The organism is Halobacillus sp. B29 (assembly GCF_052246755.1).
GTDB classification, from domain to species: Bacteria; Bacillota; Bacilli; order Bacillales; family Halobacillaceae; genus Halobacillus; species Halobacillus halophilus.
This window is the reverse complement of record NZ_JBQQCM010000013.1, coordinates 53,816-73,118: the sequence shown is the minus strand read 5'-3', so window position 1 is coordinate 73,118 and position 19,303 is coordinate 53,816. Positions and strand designations below refer to the sequence as shown.

The following is a 19,303-nucleotide window of genomic DNA, read 5'->3' as shown; positions in this document are numbered from 1 at the left end:
ATGCTCCTATTCATAATTTAGTGACCGGATCCTTTGGAGACGCCTCCAAGTCGAGCCAATAGTCTGGAGCTCTCCCCGTTCAAGCCGATGAATTTAACTTTAATGCCGTTTTGTTCAAACTTCGATTCGATACTGTCGAGAGCACCGATGGCTGAGTCATCCCATAGATGAGAGTCGTTAAGATCGATAACGACTTCTTCGACATGATCTTTGAAATCGATCGAATTAAGAAAGTCTGTAACCGACGCAAAGAATAACTGACCTTGCACATAATAGATGCGTTTTTTCCCTTCATTTGCGTACAAGGTTAATACATTTACTTTGGAAATCTTAACCGCAAAGAAAATCATACTGAGTACAACGCCGGCAAGAACGCCGTAGGCTAAGTTGTGCGTGATAACGACAGTTAGCACCGTGACAATCATGACAGCCGCATCAGAACGTGGTACTCTGTGAATATTCCGGACGGAGCCCCAGTCAAACGTACCAATAGAAACCATAATCATGACACCTGCGAGTGCGGCCATTGGAATCTGAACAACAACGCCACCCAGAACGATAATCATAAACATGAGAACGACACCTGCCACCAGCGAAGATAACCGTCCATTCCCGCCGGATTTCACGTTAATGACGGACTGACCAATCATCGCGCAACCAGCCATGCCGCCAAAGAATCCCGTCACGATGTTTGCGAATCCTTGACCGCGGCTTTCTTTGTTTTTATCACTTTCGGTATCGGTCATATCATCAACGATGGAAGCCGTAAGAAGGGACTCTAGTAGTCCGACAATCGTTAACGCTAAAGCATAAGGGAAGATAATCATCAGGGTTTCAAAATTCAGCGGCATATCGGGCAAAGCGAACATAGGAAGGGTTTGTGTTAATTCTCCCATGTCCCCAACCGTTCTGACACCGATGTTCATCCATATTGCAATGGCGGATACGACCACAATGGCGACCAATGTGGAAGGGATGGTTTTAGTAACCAGTGGAAATAGATAAATGATAGCTAAAGTTAACCCAACTAATGCATAAATCACCCAGGGTTCATTCTCAAAGTGCTGCAATTGGGAAGTGAAAATTAAAATCCCTAAAGCATTCACGAATCCTACCATAACGGAGCGGGGAATGAACCGCATGAATCTAGCTAACTTAAAGACTCCAAACAATACCTGTAAGATCCCCGTCAGGATCGTTGTGGCGAGCAAGTATTCAATCCCGTGCTGAGCAACTAAGGTAATCATGACTAAAGCCATAGCACCTGTAGCCCCCGAGATCATTCCCGGGCGTCCTCCCATAAAAGCAATCACGACGGAAATACAAAAGGATGCGTACAACCCGACCATTGGATCTACTCCTGCAATGATCGAGAAAGCAATGGCTTCAGGAATCAAGGCTAAGGCTACAACGACCCCTGATAATACATCACCCTTTATGTTTCCGAGCCAATTTTCTTTAATTGATAAAGTTGACATACATACCCTCTTTCTATTTGTAGTTTAGACCGCTGAGTCTCACAGCAGCCAGATTTATAAGATGATTTAATTTAGCGGTTTGGGTTAGGTTTCAATACCGTTCTTTTATAACTGACTATAATAGACTATAATAAAGAAAAATGTTTTGCAATAGGTTTCCTTTAGTTAAGCGTTATCATTAACATAGATTTAATAATGGATAGCAGAAGAGGAGCGATTCAATGTTTTCTCATATACTTATAGCTTCGGATGGATCGAATCATGCGGTGAGGGCTGCTGAACATGCGCTGCAGTTAGCTCAGCTATCGGAAGACTCACAGATTACGATTCTGTATGCGATTAGCGGCTCGACTTCTAAAAGTGATGTCCTGAGTGAAAATATGGCCGACCTTTCCACAGTTCGGAAGGGGAGACTATTTTCTACAGAAGGAGTATTTATAAAAGCGGGAATCAATTATGATGTGAAAGTATTAAAAGGTGATCCAGGACCGGCCATTGTCCGCCATGTAAATGAAAACCATTATGATGTAGTTGTAATCGGCAGCAGGGGACTGAATACGTTTCAGGAAATGGTGCTGGGAAGTGTGAGTCATAAAGTGGCGAAGAGGGTTCAATGTCCGGTGTTGATTATTAAGTAGGCACTGTGAAAGTGTATGGTTGATTTATCATAAGAGGGTTATTACGCAATAAGGCCGTAGTGTTGGAGACTCGATTTCGGGATATTGTGTGGAGAAAGGGCTCCAGGGCACGGCTCGCTTTCCGCGGCCCTGCACGATGCAACGTCGACCGACCCTACGTTGTGTAGGGCCACAGGAAAGCGAATTATTTCCCCACCACCCCTCGTAGCCATCTTAGTAACGGACCCAACTATCTCGAAACAGTCTTCCAGTACCGCGAGCTTATCTTTAAAATCAATACTGAAGTTTAGCATTTATCGGCAGAAGCCTCCCTCTTCAAGCGCTGTGTCGAAGACCGGTGGTAAGGGGGAGATGAATGCCGTCGCCTTCAGGCGAAGGTTTTCGTTGTCTATTCTTAATGCTATCTGCTATACTAAAACGAGAACATATGTTCCTGTATGGAGGTGGAAATGGTGATGCACAAAGCTTATAAATTTCGCATTTATCCTAGTAAAGAACAAACCACGTTAATTGCTAAATCCATCGGATGTTCACGGTTTGTGTTTAATCATTTTCTTTCCAAGTGGAACAATGCTTACAAACGTTCTGGTAAAGGTTTGTCTTATTCAAAATGCAATAAACAACTGACACAAATCAAACAAGATTTTCAATGGTTAAAAGAAGTTGATAGTACAGCTCTGCAAAATTCGTTGAGGAGTCTTGCAGATTCTTTCAATCGCTTTTTTAAAAAACTTAGCGATAGACCAAAGTTCAAGTCTAAAAAGAATAGAAAGCAATCTTATACCGCTCAATCCAACAAAGGCAATATCAGAATCGACGGTAATAAAGTGAAGCTACCAAAGTTAGGCTGGGTGCAATTTGCTAAGAGTCGTGAAGTAAGAGGGCGTATTTTAAGCGCGACGGTTAGGCGTAATCCTTCAGGTAAACACTTTGTTTCGATTCTTGTTGAGACAAAAGTCGAGAAATTTGATAAAACCAACTCTTCCGTCGGCATTGATCTCGGATTGAAAGATTTCGCCGTTCTTTCGAATGGGACCACCTACAAAAATCCACGGTTCCTCCAAAAGACCGAAAAGAAACTAGCGAAAGCTCAACGTATCCTTTCCCGAAGGAAAAAAGGTTCTTCAAATTGGCATAAGCAGCGTATTAAAGTAGCCAGACTCCACGAAAAGATTGCGAACTCCCGCAAAGATTACCTGCATAAGATTTCTACCGAAATCATCAAAAACCACGATGTGGTCGGGGTAGTTCAATAAAGTCGTTAAGTAAGAAAGAAATTGGTAATATATTTGAGTTACAAGGGCAGAAGGTATAAACTTGTAGATAGAAAATACAAACGTAATAAAGGAAGGTCTGTCCATGGACAATGAACAAGAAATCATGACGGTTTCTCAAGTTGCTGAATATCTACAAATTAGTGAAGTGACCACATACAAATTAGTACAGGAAGGACGTATCCCGGGCTTTAAGATCGGGCGTCACTGGCGGGTGAGAAAAGAAGATTTAAGAGAACATATCAGGAAACTTCAGCATGGTGAGCATTTATAATAAGTGCACGAAAAAAAACCCTCTATTATTGGAGTGCCACAGTAAAATAAGACTCAATAAAACACCTAGGCTGCCATTACTCTGAATTCAATTGGAGTTTGGCAGTTTAGTTTTTGAAAAGGTCGACAATAATTGTAGTAATACATGTACGTATCGATTTTTGAGCGTACGGTATGATGATCTATTTTTCCTCGGTCCAGAGGACTGAATTCTTCCGATTTTATCGTGGAGTGGAAGGATTCGATGACGGCATTATCAAAGCAGTTCCCCCGTCGGGACATGCTTGTGATAATGCCTCTTTTTTTGGCCTCTTCTTGAAATTCATAGGACGTGTACTGCGAACCTTGATCGCTATGAAGGATCACTTTATAGACGTCACGTCCTTCGCAAGCTTTCCTCAACGTATCTAATACGAAGGACGTATCTTGTTTATCACTGATCGTGTACGCGAGGATTTCGTTGTTGTATAAGTCCATAATCGTTGATAAATATAACATTTTCTCTCCGTAAGGAAGATAGGTAATATCTGTTACCCATTTTTCATTAGGTCTCGTAGACGTAAAGTTTCTCTCTAAATAATTCGGTACCACAATCTTACTTTCCCCTGCGATATAACACTGTCTCTTTGGTTTTACGCGACATTGAATATGGTATTTCTGCATGATTTTTTGAACGGTATTTCGATTGAGTTTGATTTGGTATTCCTTACGTAAGAGGTCACGGACCATACGGTGTCCCACTCTAAATTTTAGATCTTCACATAGCTCAATGATCTTCTTCTCCAGGACCGACGGTCCCCATGACTTTCCCCGCCAGCGATAATAGGTGGCTTTAGCTATACCAAAGCATTCACAAATATCTTTCACAGGATACTTGTGCTTAAATGTTTCTACGATTTGGATGAATACTTCTGGAACCACTTCCTTTCGATTTCCTGGTACTTTTCCAACAGTTCTTCTCTCATATCATAATAGGCAATCTTTTTCTTCAGTTGGGTCATTTCATCCTCGTCTTCCGGCCCTTTCCCGTGAGAATATTGTTTCCCTATAGGCTGAGCAAACCGGTGGTTTTCCCCATTTCTAAACCATTTCATCCACGTTTTAATCTGGGACTTATTCTTAATTCCAAATATGTCCATCAACTCTTGATTCGTGTAATTCCCTTCTAATTTTAATTGAACTACTTTCTTTTTTACTTCTTCGGGATAGTGAACTTTTTTACCCATAAGAAAAACACCTCCAAGTGTAGTATTACAACTTTGAAGGTGTTTTATTACGTCTCATTTTTCTAGGTCACTCTATATTTAGAGGGTTTTTTCGTGCGCTTTGTTTTGAATTTCTATAATTTTTCTAACAAATAGTGAGGAAGAAAACGATATAATGAAGATAGAAGTCAGAAGGGGGAAGAAGGTGAAAGCTAATGAGCCGGGGAAGTTATGCATCAAGAATTTTGTTATTTGTGGTCTTGATCTTGACGATGGTTTATTTCATTCATTTCAGGTGGCATATCACTCCGAATGATATCCAGCAAATGATTACGGCTTTTGGCTGGCTGTCACCTTTTATCTTTATAGCGGCTTATATGGCTGCTCCTTTTATGATGTTTCCTGCGCCGGTATTATCAATGAGTGCCGGTTTAGCTTATGGGGTTTGGCCGGGGACTTTGTATATATGGCTGGGAGCAGGCGGGGCAGCAGCTACGGGTTACTTGATCGGACGTTTTTTCGGGAAAGCGGTATTTCAATTCCATCAATATTCCTGGTCTGCTAGAGCGGAAGAAAGAATGAACAGACAGGGGTTTTGGTTTGTGCTATTGTTACGGCTTTTCCCTCTCATGGGTTTTAGTATGCTTAGCTACCTGTCAGGTATGACGAAGGTACGTTTCTCTACCTATCTTTCTGCAACTTGGATTGGAATTCTGCCTGGTGTATTTGTTTATGGGACGCTAGGCGCAAGCTTAATGGCAGGAGATCCGCTCATTATCGGATCAGCCCTCCTATTTCTTGTAATCCTATTGAGTCTATCATTCTTCTTTAGACATAAAGTGAAAAATTGGCTTGATTTAGAGGAGAATAAAGAAAAAGAAGGGTGAATGGATGAGAAATACGCCTGTATTCGAGGGAATGTTCAGTATAAAAGATAGGAAGCTCCATTTTAGCGAGAAATGGAGCTTCCTATCTTTTTATTTATAGATTTCTGTTCCGTAAAGAATATCATTCTCAGTTTCTCAAAATAATAAAAACAAGATAAACGATATACATCGTTAGAAGGATGAACCCTTCTCTTTTACCAATCTTATAATGAGTCCTTGAGAATAAGAGCAACAACAAGCTCAAGGCAATCATAATCAGCACGTCAGTAAATATCTTTCCGTTCACAGGTAAAGGCGTAACGACAGCTGAAGCCCCAAGAACAAATAAGATGTTGAAAACATTACTCCCTACCACATTCCCCAGGGCAATTCCGCTTTCTTTCTTCAAGGCAGCGGAGATGGAGGTCACCAGTTCAGGAAGCGATGTACCGATCGCAATGATGGTTAATCCAACTAATGTTTTACTCATTCCAAGATCTAAGGCGATGGCTGTGCCGCTGTCGACTACCAGGTCCCCTCCAAAAATAATGGCTGCTAATCCGGCTAACGTTAAACCAATGTTTTTCCCCCACTTAATATTTGAAGGAATGGGTTCCTCTTTTGAATCTTTTCGACTTTTCAGGCCGACTTCAATCACATAGTACATGAAAATAGATAAAAACAATAAAAAGATGATGCCGTCACTGCGTGTAAGCAGGTTATCACTTAGTCCCTGCAGCTTTATATCACTGATCAGGACGAGTAACGCTCCGCTAGCAAGCAAAGTGAACGGGATTTCTTTTTTGGTCGTTTCACTCTCTACCATTAAGGGATAGAGGAAGGCTGCAATCCCTACCACTAACGTGATGTTAAAGATATTACTTCCTACCACGTTCCCCAGCGAAACTTCAGCATTTCCCTGTAAAGCGGCAAGGATACTGACGGTTGCCTCAGGAGAGCTTGTGCCTAAAGCTACAATCGTTAACCCGATTAAGATAGGCGGAACACGAAGTAACCTGGCAATGTTGGAAGATCCATCAACGAATAGATCGGCTCCTTTAATTAATAATCCGAAGCCGATAAGTAAAAATATGTAAGCCATAATCGCTCTTCAAACTCCTTTTTATTATTTCATGATTTAACCATACCCTGTTTCGTTAGCGTTGAAAAGTATAGGGATAGGCTATTTAAAAAAATAATCCTCCAACATAAAAGATTACCCCATGATGAATTTCCCTATTAGAGAAGTATGGCTGGCTAGTGGAACAACTATTTAAAACTACAGCACGAAATCCAACTTTTCTCCAAAAACATTCGTTTTATAAAAATATGAAAAGAAAGGTTGGCAGTGATAAGTGAGTTGTGTAGAATGAAAAACGTACATTAATATAAATAAATTACATAATGTTCGTATTTTATTTAATCAAGAGGAGAGATAGGATGAATTTAAAGCAAAGAGTCATTCGTTTAACCGGGATCGTGCTTTTCGTTTGCTTGCTGGCAGGATGTGGAGAACAGTCTGAGAGTGCAGAAGCAGCTGACAAAGAGGAAGAAAAAGTAATAGGAATCATTGGTCCAATGGAAGTGGAGATTGATATTCTTCATTCTCATATGGAAGTGGAAGAGACTACAGAAAAAGGGAAATTAACTTTTTACGAAGGAACTTTAGAAGGTCAGCCCATTGTACTTGTGAAATCCGGAATAGGGAAAGTGAATGCCGCTTCCGCAGCTCAAATGCTCATTAGTGAGTTTGAAGCGGATGTGTTGATTAACTCTGGTGTTGCAGGAGGGATTCATCCTGATCTAGGTCTTGGAGACATCGTTATTTCAACGAAGACCGTGCATCATGACATGGACGAAACGGCTAAAGATTTCAAACCGGGTCAGATTCCGTACATGGACACACGATATTTTGAAGCGGATCAAGAACTGATTGAGCTCGCTGAGAAAGGTACGGAAGGTCTGCCGGAGTACGTAGATGTATTCAAGGGTCCGATTGCAACAGGAGATCAGTTCATTGCAAGCCAAGAAAAAACGGACTGGATTTATGAAACGTTTGATGCCTATGTCGTGGAGATGGAAGGAGCGGCTGTTGGACAGGTGGCGTACTTAAATGAAATTCCGTATGTGGTCATTCGTTCAGCTTCCGATGATGCAGGAGAAGAAGCGGCTGGAATTCAGGAAAACTTTGTGGAAGAGGCAGCTCAGAACTTCAGTGATGTAATAGAAGAAATGGTAAAGAACATGTAGGTATGTATAAGAATAGCCTGGCTTGAACTTTCTTCTGAAATGGAAGAGGGCCATGCCAGGTGTACCCATTGATTGTTAAATGAGTATGCGGTTCAGTGAGGCAGATAATGATTCGTTCAATTGGATAGCAACTGATGATTAAGAAGGTCTCTTTGAAGACCTTCTTATTTAGGGTGAGAACACAACTCAAGTTTTGCCAGTTCAATTTCATTATCCATAAAACGGTGGTCATGTTAATGATCTTCCTCTTCCTGACCTTCGTGGTTATGTTCAAATTTTTTCTTTTCAAATTCCAGTTTCTTTTCTTCTAACTCTAATTGCTTCTTTTTAAAGTCAAATTGAAGTACGAAATATAAAAAGGTGAAAGTCAGAGCAACGATTACTGAAATAAAGAAAAATAAGTTCACACGATCTCCTCCTCTATAAAAATTTCTAAGAATACTGCGTGGTTCATCGACTATTGATCATAGGTAGGTGAATTTTTGTTTAGCGAACCTGACCTGTAAGGTTTAATTCCTATTTAATCATTATCGAACATCATATCTCAACCTCCGCCCAATGTTCCTATACCTGTTCCATCCTGCTATACTAGAAGGATAAAATACCAATCCTGATAAGGGAGTTGACTAACATGAAAGATGTCCTTATCCAGTATATGAAACGGTTTTCCGATCTCAGCGAGTCCGAATTAAAAAAACTGACTGAGAATGTTCCGGTGGCTTCTTTTAAGAAAGGAACGATTCTTTTACAACAGGGAGAAATTCCCGACAAATGCTATTTTGTTCTAAAAGGGTGTGTACGGCAGTTTGCTGTAGATGAAAATGGAAATGAGAATACGTACAATTTCTTTACTGAAGAACAAAGTGTAACGATCTTTAATCAGCATACGACGGATAAAGGTTCTCCATACGCTCTTAGCTGTTTGGAAGACTGCACACTGATTGTAGGTGATTTATCTACGGAGCAGGAAAATTACGATGTACATCCGGTATTAGAAGCCATGACTCGCAAAATGATTGAAGAGGATATGGGTGCTATGAGAGATGATTTCTCCGCCTTCATCTCCTCGACCCCTGAAGAACGATACCAAGCTTTGATGAAAAAAAGACCGGGGTTAGTGGACAGGGTTCCTCAGTACCAGATGGCAAGCTACCTGGGAATCAAGCCGGAATCCCTAAGCCGTATTAAGAAACGGTCAGCTAACCACCTCAGAATAGTGGATTAGTAATCGTCCAAAGTCAATTTTCTCCCTTTTATCAGTAACCATATACCAAAACCTAATTCTCCTATGAACATGGGGACCATAAGAGTTAATTCCAGTATCCCTGTAAAACGTTCCATTTGTGGGATAAAACCGTACATGAAATGAATGAACGAGTAGCTGATACCAGCTAAAACGAGTAAAATGCTGAGGACTTTTGGTATTTTTCTTGTATCGATAGCGATCAGGCCGACTGCGATAAGATGAAGCCCGAATATAATTAATCCAAAGGACCAGATGACTTCAAATGCCGTGATGGAAGCCATGACTTGGTTTGCTGCACCTGAGATAGTGGATTGAACCATGCTATTAGCTATGACAAGATGGGATACCGCAATCGCTAGAATGGCTGTGTAAAGTAAACGAAGCCAGCCGGCTAATAAAGCATACCCCGGGTGAAACGGTTTTAGGAAGATATAAAAACCCCACGATACGATTAAATCCGTTATGAGAATAATCAGCCATCCAAAGATTTCAAGCCGAAACATGGATGGAGATGCCTGGAGGTTTTTTAATGTAGCTGCCGCATCTCCATCGATGACTAATGAACTGTGAACATACCCGTAAGCAAAGAATGCAGCCAATGTCATAACAAGTAAGGCGGCACCTGAAAAGAAAGCTGCTTTCTGCTGCATAGTCTGATTCGTTGTTCTGCTTAATTTCACGGAAAGATCCTCCTCGAATTTGATTTCATAACTATTGTATTTTGCCTGAGGAAGAATCTCATTGACTTAAATCAAGGAATTGGTGGTTTTAGAAATATTGGCAAGTGAATTTCAAAAAGTGTACGGAAATACTGTACAGACCATAAAAAAGAAACTCTAAACGTCCTTCCTAGGAGGAGTTTAGAGTTTCTTTTTATTATTTTGATCTTTCATTACATGTTACTTTTTTTAACTGTACTGAGGTACTTTTTTAGAATTAATTTGTTCATGACGAATGGTGGCCTGAGCGGCTGCAAGCCTTGCCGCGGGAACGCGGAAAGGAGAGCAGCTTACATAATCCATCCCTAAGTCATAGCAGAACTGGATCGATTCTTTTTCACCCCCGTGTTCGCCGCAGATCCCTGTTTTTAGAGTGGACTTTGTTTGACGCCCCAGTTTTACACCTCTTTCCACAAGTTTTCCTACACCTTCCTGATCTAATGAAACAAATGGATTTCTTTTTAGCACATCGCTATCTACATAATGCTGGAGGAACTTGCCCTCGGCATCGTCCCGGCTGAATCCAAACGTGGTCTGCGTTAAATCGTTGGTTCCAAAAGAGAAGAAGTCTGCTTCTTCGGCAATTTGATCCGCTGTTAACGCTGCGCGCGGTGTTTCAATCATGGTTCCAATCAGGTAGTCGAATCTCTTTCCTGTTTCACCCTGAATCTGGTCACCAATCGTAGTTACAAGCTGGCGCATTGTCTTAAGTTCATTCACGTGGCTGACCAAAGGAATCATAATTTCGGATGTAACGTTACTTCCTTTGTCCATTACGCTGGCCATTGCGTTAAAAATGGCCTTGACCTGCATTTCGTAAATTTCAGGGTGCATCATACCTAAGCGGCAGCCCCGATGTCCTAACATCGGATTCGATTCTTCTAATAACCGTACTTTCCGTAACAGGTTTTGCTTTCCTTCCAGCTCGGAGGAATGAGGATCGGTCAGCTGCAGCTTTGTCACCTCAACGAGCAGTTCTTCTTTGTCCGGCAAAAACTCGTGGAGGGGTGGATCTAGTAAGCGTACGGTAATTGGGTGTCCTTGCATCGTTTCAAATATTTGTTCAAAATCCTGCTGTTGAATAGGCAGGAGTTTGTCCAGAGCTTCCTTACGTTCAGCCGTCGTTTCAGAAAGAATCATGCTTTGTACCGTAGGGATGCGTGATGCGTCCATAAACATATGCTCTGTACGGCAAAGTCCAATTCCTCCTGCTCCAAATTCCAGGGCTTTCTCCGCATCGACTGGATTGTCAGCGTTCGCCCGTACACCCATTTTCGCTTCTTCATCCGCCCAGCGAAGCAGGATCTGGAATTCATCGGAAAGTTCGGGTTCAATCATGGGAATTTCACCGAGGAAGATTTCTCCTGTTGAACCATCAATCGTAATGGTATCGCCGTGGTTCACCGTCGTAGACCCCGCGATAAATTGTTTGGAATCTAAGTAAATCTTGATGGCGTCGCAGCCGCATATACAGGCTTTTCCCATCCCTCTGGCTACAACGGCAGCATGACTGGTCATTCCGCCACGACTCGTAACGGTAGCCTGGGCAGCCACAATTCCATGGATATCGTCAGGTGTCGTCTCTGGTCTGACAAGGATCACCTTCTTTCCATCCTTGGATAGCGCTTCCGCTTCATCCGCATCAAAAACGACCTGGCCTGTGGCAGCTCCAGGGGAAGCGGGCAAACCAGCAGCTAGCTGTTCTCCTATATGTTCAGGATGGATCCGGTGGTGGAGCAGCTGATCAAGTTGATTTGAATCCACACGCAACAGAGCTTCCCGTTGATCCATAATCTTTTCTTTTACCATTTCAACAGCGATTCGAATGGCGGCCTGGGCGGTTCGTTTTCCAGTCCGTGTCTGGAGGATAAACAGATTTCCGCGTTCAACTGTAAATTCAATATCCTGCATATCCTTATAATGGTTTTCTAACAGCTCGCAAGTCTCAACGAATTGTTGATAGAGATCTGGCATTTCCTCTTGAAGACTGGCAATCGGTTGAGGTGTGCGGATCCCTGCCACCACATCTTCTCCTTGAGCATTGATTAAGTATTCTCCATAAAGCTTAGCCTCACCGGTGGATGGGTTACGGGTAAAAGCCACTCCTGTACCTGAATCATCTCCCATATTGCCAAACACCATGCTTTGGATATTAACGGCCGTACCAAGATGGCCAGGGATATCGTGAAGGCGGCGATATAAAGCAGCCCGCTGATTATTCCATGAATCAAACACGGCGTTAATGGTAAGGAAGAGTTGTTCTTTTGGATCCTCAGGAAATTTTCGTTTTACGTGTTTGAGCACGATTGATTTGAATGCTTCAATCACCTGTTTCCAATCTTCAGCGGTTAGTTCGGTATCGGAATGGTACCCTTTTTCCTCACGGATATCTTCTAAACGTTGTTCGAAAAAGTAGTGATCTACATTCAGAACGACATTACTGAACATTTGAATAAACCTGCGATAGGAGTCATAAGCAAATCGAGGATTGTTCGTAAGCTCTGCCATTCCTTCTACTGTGTCGTCATTCATTCCAAGGTTCAAAACGGTATCCATCATTCCCGGCATGGAATGGACGGCACCTGATCGAACCGAAACGAGAAGCGGATTGGCTGGATCGCCTAATCGTTTGTCTGTTTTAGCTTCAAGGGTGTGAAGGGCTTCTAGTACCTGAGATTCGACTTCTGGCGAGATGATCTGTCCTGCATCGTAATAGGCATTGCAAGCTGCGGTTGTAATGGTAAAGCCGTAAGGAACGGGTAATCCAATTCGGGTCATTTCCGCTAAATTCGCGCCTTTTCCACCCAAAAGTTCTTTCTTGCCTTTTTCAGATTGATCAAATAGGAATACAAATTGGTTATTCATTGTGCAAAGCTCCCCCTTTTATTAAACATGGCTAATATAATATCAGCTGTCTCTTCTATGGCTTTATTAGACACATCAATGATCGGACAGCCGATTCTTTTCATGATGTTTTGCGCACACTCCAATTCTTCAAAAATTCGTTCTAATGAGGCATAGTTTGCAGCGTTGGTTAAACCCAGACTTTTTAATCGTTCTCTGCGGATGTCATTTAACTTTTCAGGTGAGATGATGAGTCCAACGCACTTTTTTCTAGGAATCTCATACAGTTCTTGAGGAGGTGGGAGTTCTGGGATGAGAGGTACATTCGCGACTTTAAATTGTTTATTGGCTAGATACATAGAAAGTGGGGTTTTGGAAGTTCTAGATACTCCGATGAGGACGATGTCTGCTTGTTTTAATCCGCGTACTTCCTGCCCGTCATCATACTTAACAGCAAATTCAATGGCCTCTACTCTTTTAAAATAGTTCTCATCCAATTTTCTCATCTGCCCGGGTTGTCGATTAGGCTGCATATTGAATGTTTGAGAAAACGCATCCATCAGAGGATACATTAAATCAACAGCCAGAATTCCTTCTTCTAAAGCTCTGTGATCAAGATATTGCTTTAAATCCTGAAGGACAATGGTGTAAGCGATGATGGAAGGACTATACTTCGCATTTGTAATGACATTGTTTATATCCTGGGTGTCCTGGACATAAGAGAAGTGCTTAATTTCAACTTCTCTTCCAAAAAACTGGCTTGCGACAGCCTTGACCATTAGTTCAGCTGTTTCCCCGATCGAATCTGATACGACAAAGACCGTTTCTTTTTTATTCACTATCCATCTCCTTATTCTTAACGTAATAGAATCAGCCGTATGAAACGGCATGAGTAAGTATAGAACCCTCCCTTTTATGGAAGTGTTCATTGATTAATATGACATACTATTTATCGATTTGACTGATAATATGACATACTATTTAGATGAATAGTATCGTATCACTGTTTGAGATTTGTTTCAATAGAAAGCTAGCTATTTGTTTGAAAATTTTTTCTGCAGATTGGTGAAGCGAAGTTTAGTAAGAGGAACCATCGGTATATGGGGCGCCTGACCCTGACCTGCTGAAGCTTTAACACAGTCGGGGGCAGGACATCGTAACTCTAAGTTATCCATTCGCACTGAATAGATGGACGAGGAGATCCATGTGGATGGAGGTGTAGCACTGCTATCCAGTCTATCTTATAGTTCATTTATGAAGTGAAATGTGTTTAAATAGCATTACCAATAAAATCATCCAATTATTAATAAATCTGCTATATTTTTGGGGGCGTTTTTTAATTTTATAACTTCAGGGCAAGAAAATATAAGCGTTTCCGTCATGGGTCCCTCCTGAGATTCGTATCTATACATCCATCATGAGGGCTTAAATGCGCCTATTAACAAAAGATAACTAGAATGATCCATAAACAAGGAGGGCAACTATAATGAAGAAAATCGGTGTATTAACGAGTGGAGAAGATGCTCCAGGCATGAATGCTGCCATCCGTGCAGTCGTAAGATCGGCTATCTATCATGGCATAGAAATGGTGGGAGTACAGCATGGGTCGTATGGTGTGATTCATGAACTATTCCAGGAAATGAATGAGAAGTCGGTTGGTTCGATCATGCAACGGGGTGGGACCATCCTGCAGTCTTCTATAAGTGAAGAAATTTATACAGAGGAAGGTCTGCAAAGAGGAATCGGTAACTTGAAAAATGAAAATATAGAAGCACTTGTAATTATTGGCGGTAGAGAGGCTTTAAAAACCGCCCAGGCTTTCAGGAAGCACCACTTCCCATGTATTGTCATACCTGCCACCATTGAAAGTAATATTCCAGGGGTGGATTACACCATAGGTTTCCATACTGCCCTCAACAACATTATCCATTACATAGATCGAATTCGGGACACCGCATCGTCTCACGAGAAAACCTCCATTGTTGAAGTAGCGGGGGAGGATGCGGGAAATATAGCGTATTACGCTGGACTGGCAGGCGGCGCAGAGAAAATATTAATTCCTGGCTGGAAAGAGGATGCAGCTCATATTATTCAACAGATTAAGGCTGGAGATGAGAAAAGATACAGCATTATCGTGATTGCGGAAGGGAGTATAAATGGAGAGGATTTCAAACGCCAATTGAAAGAGGAGGCAGGAGTGGAGTCCCGTTTGATCGCTTTAGGCGATACCCAGCGAGGGGGCGCGCCCACAGGAATCGATCGAATTTTAGCCAGCCGGCTGGGAGTGTTGGCCATCGAATTACTGTTGAATAATGAACAAAGTAAAATGGTTGGAATCAAGCAGAATGAATTGGTGAGTTATGACTTAGATGAGCTTCCTTCTCATAAGGCTCAAATGGACGAAAGTATGTACCAGTTGTTTAAAAAGTTATCCTGATTGCTGGATATAGGAATGTGCAGAAAAAAGAGCAACTTTTTCCATTCACGTATAAAAGGTTTCAGGGACTTTGCATACTTCTGATTACGAGGGGGAGCGGGGCAGGCCGGCTATGGCTATCATTCTCCTTATGGTAAGTCAGGTTACATGGAAGCACATATGTAGATATCCAGATACATAGATGTTACATTGAATAAATCTTCTCAAAGAGGAGATAATTCGTTCGTAAAGAGGTGTTCGTATGATCGAGTGGATTTTATCCAAAGTTACGAAGAAGAATTATAATCCTATCCAAAATAGAACAACCATTCATTCCTTACCTCCAAAAAATAATAAAACAGAACAAGAAGAAGGTTATGTGAAGGACTGCGATTTAGGCTGGTGCTAAGAACATAGCTTATAAGAAAGCCAATATGTCCAAGAAGGGCATATTGGCTTTTTGTATGTTCGTAAACGTAAGGCCATGATATTTATATGCATTCAAAGGGATTGGAAGCAGCGATCTGCGCACAAAGTTTGAATGACGTTAGAGTTAGATAAAAGCACATTTAAACATATTGTTCTTTGTTTTACCGGTTTTACGTAACTTGTATTAAAACAAACTCATACAATACTATAACCTTTGCGTCAAAAAGACTTTGCCGCGCTGTGCACTACTTATATGTTTGATTGGAGCAGGTTCGGTGAGAAAAGGTTTTAGTTGAATTTCTTTTAGAAAGGAGTAGGGAAAGTTGTGAATCCGGATTTATGTGAGTTATTAGCGAATAATGGTTTTGTACGTTGCTATTTAACCGATGCAGCAGGCAGCCCTGTTGATGAAATCAGTTGCGAAGAACAAGGGAATCGGGAAGATATGTCTGTTCAATTACCTGATGGAGAACAAGTCATTCTTCAAAGGGTAACGATCCGTAAACAAGGATATGTTGTAGTGGAAGTGGAGGATGAAGATACTTTATGTGTGTCTGAACCCATTCCGTTTTGCTTTTTTGAGTTTGTAATCCTGTGCGCACCTGCAGGTACAGATGTGGTTTGCAACGTGACGGATTTCGATTGTCAAGCATGTGTGAATTGTCTTGACGGAGCTTTTGAATCTTTGGATATAAATTTTGCAATTTGCCAGAGCATTCAAATCGTCGCAGATGTGGTGGTTGAACAGGAGATTGGTTTTTGTTCGCCAAGGGACGTAATCATTCCTGATCGTTGTTCTTTTACAATGCCAAATCAGTGTCCAGTTATTTTCCCTGGCGAAATATTAGACTTAGAGGATCCATCAAACGAAACGTCGGAAAAGGAATCTAGAACATCAACGACTTCACCAGCTCCAGCGCAGCTGCAAGAGGTGGCTTGTCTATCGGTGACGAGAGTATATGATTGGATTGTTCAGCAAAGCGATTTTAAAAGGACGATTCCTGCTGGTGACGTAGAATTTAACTGTTCTCCATGTGACATCCATCTGTTTGTTCCGGCAGATATTCTTTGTGATCGATTCCTTAGTGGTAAGGTGATCTGTGGTGACATCGATCCTGTAGAAGGAGCAGAAGTGACCTTCCGTGCTGAAGGGGCTATGGTGGAATTTATGCCGGATCCTGTTTTCACAGATGAGTTCGGCAATTTTGAAGTAGAAGCTATTGTCCCAGCCGTGACAGAACCAACAGATGTCGTGATTACAGCTGAAACTATGGTGGATGGCCAAATGGTTGCAACATCTTTGCCAACGATTATTCAATGCTTGGCTGACCCATGTATCATTGAGTTGTTTTCAGCAGAAGAAATCTTTTGTGATGGTTTTGTGGACGGAAGGGTACGATGTGATGGAAGAGTTATTGAAGGAGCTGAGGTATTATTGGAAAGTGATAACCTTGCGGTCACCTTTGATCCAAATCCGGTTTTAACTGGTGCACATGGTAACTATTTCGCGGGTGTGACGGTGGCAGATGGAACAGCGTCTACTCTTGTTACCATTACAGCTTCAACTACTGTAGAAGGTCAAATGATTTCAGCTTCAGTAGAAGTCCTCGTGGAGTGTGAAGACCCATGTCCTTAACTATTAATGTACCTCAACTGATCACTTGTGATGCAGTCATTACTGGGAATGTAAATTGTGGAGGAATTCCTGTGCAGGGAGCGGAAATCTTCTTTAGTGACTTTCCGGAAGATGTGGTATTTTATGACCCGAATCCGGCTATTTCAGATGTAAATGGAGATTTTTCTACAACTGTAACGGTTCTTCCCGGAACCCCACTTGTATCTATTGATGTAAATGCGACAACAGAAGTAGAAGGGGACATTCTTGAAGTTCATGTAGGAACACAAGCGGAGTGTCCAATTGTAGAATGTCCTTGTAAATTCAGGATCGGCGTTCAGGGAAACCGGGCGCATGCAAATGTAGATATTACGAATCAAGGAATGGAATCGACCTTGCGAGGCAGGATTAATGTGACAGCGGTTCAATGCTTTACTGCCAGTCCTAACTGTAATCCAGCTGTTGACAACTTTAATGTAACGTTTCGCTCCGGTGGAACGACCATAAACTTTATTCAAGGGCGAAGAATAGAAATTGATTGCATTAACGATACCTTTGCCAGGGTGCGAGGAACGGCTTTAGGAACCGGTAATTTGTTCCAAGGTTTGTTTGAAGTATTAATTGAGGTGTCTATTGGAGCAGGAAATATAGGAACATGGACGGTTACGGCGAATGACAACATGGGGCATACGTTCTCAACAACGTTTACTGCTCGAATGAGTCCGATTACTTCGATTGGGGAATGTGGCGTTCAGTTTTAATAAAGGAAAACTGGATCGAGCCGTTTAGCAAAGCTTCGTAGTGTATCAAAGAGGCTTTGCTTTTTTGTTTTTTAAAGTATTTTCTACTAAGGACCATTAGATTTTGAGGTGGTTAAATATAACTTTTACAACTTATAGGAGAGACAGACTTTTAGTTGTCTCCTGTTTTGTTTCCAACTCTTAATAGTAATATCGGAGGGCAGGTAAACATGAGCTAAAAGAATAGGTGCAAACTATTTTTGAATCACAACCACATATCCCTTTATTTGTTAGGTAGGAAATGTTAAAAAGAGACTTCTTATAATCTATTTTAACGCTCTTGATGGTTGTCATAGAATGGGGTGCGAATATACGCTTACATCCACTAAAGTGAGATTTTTATTCAGGAAATCAATTGTTTCGTTTTACTATTCTATTAAATTTTTAAGGGCTCCTAATACAGGAGCCCATCTAACTGGAAAAAAGCATTGATTAAACAGAAACGTGAGATTCTACTTGAGCATCCTTTAAAAGATTGTAGGTCAAAAGCGCGGGACGTCCGGTTTGGGGATCCTTAGCGAGTTGAGCATCAATTTGAAACACTTCACCTAATACTTCTTTTGTCATAACGTCTTTAGACTCGCCCTCTTGAACGATTCTCCCGTTCTTAATAGCCACCATATGGTCGGCGAAACGGGAAGCATGATTTAAGTCATGAAGTACCATGGCAATTGTACGATTTTCCTCCCGGTTTAATCGGTCGAGTAATTGCAAAACTTCCAGTTGGTGAGCGAGGTCTAAATATGTCGTCGGTTCATCCAGCAGCAGCAACTCAGTCTCTTGAGCTAACGCCATGGCAATCCATACTTTTTGCCGCTGTCCTCCAGAGAGGGAATCGATGGGTCTTTCCGCAAAATCGGCTATGCCTGTCACCTCAAGTGCCCACTCAATCAAGTCACGATCATCATCTGTAAGGCGGCCGAATCCCCGTTGATGTGGGAAGCGGCCATAGGTTACCAGTTCATAAACCGTGAGACCACTGGGAGCTTCCGGGGTTTGCGGAAGGACAGCCATTTTTGTCGCAATCTCTCTCGTTGACGCTTTGTGAATCGCTTTTCCATCTAAATAGACGGATCCCTTTTTGGGTTTTATCAGACGCGACATCGTTTGAAGAATCGTCGATTTCCCGCATCCATTCGGTCCAATGATGGTCGTTATTTTTCCCTCGGGTAAGTGAAGGTCTAAATCATCGACGACCGTCACTTCTCCGTATCCAATTTTCAATTGCTCGGTTGATAGTGACGCCATAT

17 protein-coding genes and 1 pseudogene are annotated in these 19,303 nt (G+C 41.8%); 10 read left to right on the top strand and 8 right to left on the bottom strand.

Going from position 1 to position 19,303, the window contains the following annotated elements:
- Positions 1-17: 17 nt before the first annotated feature.
- Positions 18-1,478 (bottom strand): SulP family inorganic anion transporter, encoded by a 1,461-nt coding sequence (locus ACTWP7_RS16080; protein ID WP_014642692.1) that lies wholly within the window; start codon positions 1,476-1,478, stop codon positions 18-20.
- A 221-nt stretch (positions 1,479-1,699) separates the two neighbouring features.
- On the opposite strand from ACTWP7_RS16080, the gene ACTWP7_RS16075 reads away from it, so the two are divergent.
- The 3 genes and pseudogenes from ACTWP7_RS16075 to ACTWP7_RS16065 all read left to right on the top strand — a co-directional run bounded on the left by ACTWP7_RS16075 (position 1,700) and on the right by ACTWP7_RS16065 (position 3,664).
- The gene (locus ACTWP7_RS16075; RefSeq protein ID WP_014642693.1) at positions 1,700-2,116 is read left to right on the top strand and encodes a universal stress protein; all 417 of its coding nucleotides are present in this window, start codon (positions 1,700-1,702) and stop codon (positions 2,114-2,116) included.
- Positions 2,117-2,565: 449 nt separating this feature from the next.
- Positions 2,566-3,363, top strand: a pseudogene (locus ACTWP7_RS16070) (RNA-guided endonuclease TnpB family protein); the annotation flags it as partial.
- Positions 3,364-3,475: 112 nt separating this feature from the next.
- Positions 3,476-3,664, top strand: a complete 189-nt coding sequence (locus ACTWP7_RS16065; RefSeq protein ID WP_014642694.1) for a helix-turn-helix domain-containing protein — start codon at positions 3,476-3,478, stop codon at positions 3,662-3,664.
- Positions 3,665-3,729: 65 nt separating this feature from the next.
- Here ACTWP7_RS16065 and ACTWP7_RS16060 read toward each other — a convergent pair.
- Positions 3,730-4,889, bottom strand: a protein-coding gene (locus ACTWP7_RS16060) for an IS3-like element ISHaha4 family transposase (RefSeq protein ID WP_443124067.1) whose coding sequence is annotated in 2 segments (ribosomal slippage) — positions 3,730-4,604 and positions 4,604-4,889 — 1,161 coding nt in all. Because the reading frame shifts where the segments join, the coding sequence is not laid out codon by codon here.
- Between the two features lie 194 nt (positions 4,890-5,083).
- Here ACTWP7_RS16060 and ACTWP7_RS16055 point away from each other — a divergent pair.
- Positions 5,084-5,755 (top strand): TVP38/TMEM64 family protein, encoded by a 672-nt coding sequence (locus tag ACTWP7_RS16055; protein WP_443124066.1) that lies wholly within the window; start codon positions 5,084-5,086, stop codon positions 5,753-5,755.
- Positions 5,756-5,882: 127 nt separating this feature from the next.
- On the opposite strand, the gene ACTWP7_RS16050 is transcribed toward ACTWP7_RS16055, so the two are convergent.
- Positions 5,883-6,836, bottom strand: a complete 954-nt coding sequence (locus ACTWP7_RS16050) for a calcium/sodium antiporter (protein WP_443124065.1) — start codon at positions 6,834-6,836, stop codon at positions 5,883-5,885.
- A 338-nt stretch (positions 6,837-7,174) separates the two neighbouring features.
- Between ACTWP7_RS16050 and ACTWP7_RS16045 the strand changes: the two genes are divergently transcribed.
- Positions 7,175-7,984: a 5'-methylthioadenosine/adenosylhomocysteine nucleosidase gene (locus ACTWP7_RS16045; RefSeq protein WP_443124064.1), complete on the top strand. Its 810-nt coding sequence runs from the start codon at positions 7,175-7,177 to the stop codon at positions 7,982-7,984.
- A 233-nt stretch (positions 7,985-8,217) separates the two neighbouring features.
- Here the strand turns inward: ACTWP7_RS16045 and ACTWP7_RS16040 are convergent, their stop codons facing one another.
- Positions 8,218-8,391, bottom strand: a complete 174-nt coding sequence (locus ACTWP7_RS16040; protein ID WP_443124063.1) for a hypothetical protein — start codon at positions 8,389-8,391, stop codon at positions 8,218-8,220.
- 224 nt (positions 8,392-8,615) lie between these two features.
- Here ACTWP7_RS16040 and ACTWP7_RS16035 point away from each other — a divergent pair, with 224 nt between their 5' ends.
- Positions 8,616-9,209, top strand: coding sequence for a Crp/Fnr family transcriptional regulator (locus ACTWP7_RS16035; RefSeq protein WP_443124062.1), 594 nt, complete (start codon positions 8,616-8,618; stop codon positions 9,207-9,209).
- On the opposite strand, the gene ACTWP7_RS16030 is transcribed toward ACTWP7_RS16035, so the two are convergent.
- From ACTWP7_RS16030 to ACTWP7_RS16020, 3 genes are all read right to left on the bottom strand, one after another.
- Positions 9,206-9,910: a DUF4386 domain-containing protein gene (locus tag ACTWP7_RS16030; RefSeq protein WP_443124061.1), complete on the bottom strand. Its 705-nt coding sequence runs from the start codon at positions 9,908-9,910 to the stop codon at positions 9,206-9,208. The genes ACTWP7_RS16035 and ACTWP7_RS16030 overlap by 4 nt on opposite strands.
- A 228-nt stretch (positions 9,911-10,138) precedes the next feature.
- Positions 10,139-12,814, bottom strand: coding sequence for a pyruvate, phosphate dikinase (gene ppdK, locus ACTWP7_RS16025; RefSeq protein ID WP_443124060.1), 2,676 nt, complete (start codon positions 12,812-12,814; stop codon positions 10,139-10,141).
- On the bottom strand, positions 12,811-13,632 hold the full coding sequence (locus ACTWP7_RS16020) for a pyruvate, water dikinase regulatory protein (RefSeq protein WP_443124059.1): 822 nt from the start codon (positions 13,630-13,632) through the stop codon (positions 12,811-12,813). The genes ppdK and ACTWP7_RS16020 overlap by 4 nt, the downstream gene beginning before the upstream one ends.
- Positions 13,633-14,279: 647 nt before the next feature.
- Here ACTWP7_RS16020 and ACTWP7_RS16015 point away from each other — a divergent pair.
- The 4 genes from ACTWP7_RS16015 (at position 14,280) to ACTWP7_RS16000 (ending at position 18,014) form a co-directional block, all read left to right on the top strand.
- On the top strand, positions 14,280-15,230 hold the full coding sequence (locus ACTWP7_RS16015) for an ATP-dependent 6-phosphofructokinase (protein WP_443124058.1): 951 nt from the start codon (positions 14,280-14,282) through the stop codon (positions 15,228-15,230).
- A 241-nt stretch (positions 15,231-15,471) separates the two neighbouring features.
- Positions 15,472-15,618 (top strand): hypothetical protein, encoded by a 147-nt coding sequence (locus tag ACTWP7_RS16010; RefSeq protein WP_443124057.1) that lies wholly within the window; start codon positions 15,472-15,474, stop codon positions 15,616-15,618.
- 345 nt (positions 15,619-15,963) lie between these two features.
- Complete coding sequence (locus tag ACTWP7_RS16005; RefSeq protein WP_443124056.1) at positions 15,964-17,274, top strand: hypothetical protein; 1,311 nt, start codon at positions 15,964-15,966, stop codon at positions 17,272-17,274.
- A complete protein-coding gene (locus tag ACTWP7_RS16000; RefSeq protein WP_443124055.1) occupies positions 17,265-18,014 on the top strand; it encodes a hypothetical protein in 750 nt (249 codons plus the stop codon). The genes ACTWP7_RS16005 and ACTWP7_RS16000 overlap by 10 nt, the downstream gene beginning before the upstream one ends.
- 471 nt (positions 18,015-18,485) lie before the next feature.
- On the opposite strand, the gene ACTWP7_RS15995 is transcribed toward ACTWP7_RS16000, so the two are convergent.
- Positions 18,486-19,301, bottom strand: a complete 816-nt coding sequence (locus tag ACTWP7_RS15995; protein ID WP_443124054.1) for an ABC transporter ATP-binding protein — start codon at positions 19,299-19,301, stop codon at positions 18,486-18,488.
- Positions 19,302-19,303: the final 2 nt, after the last annotated feature.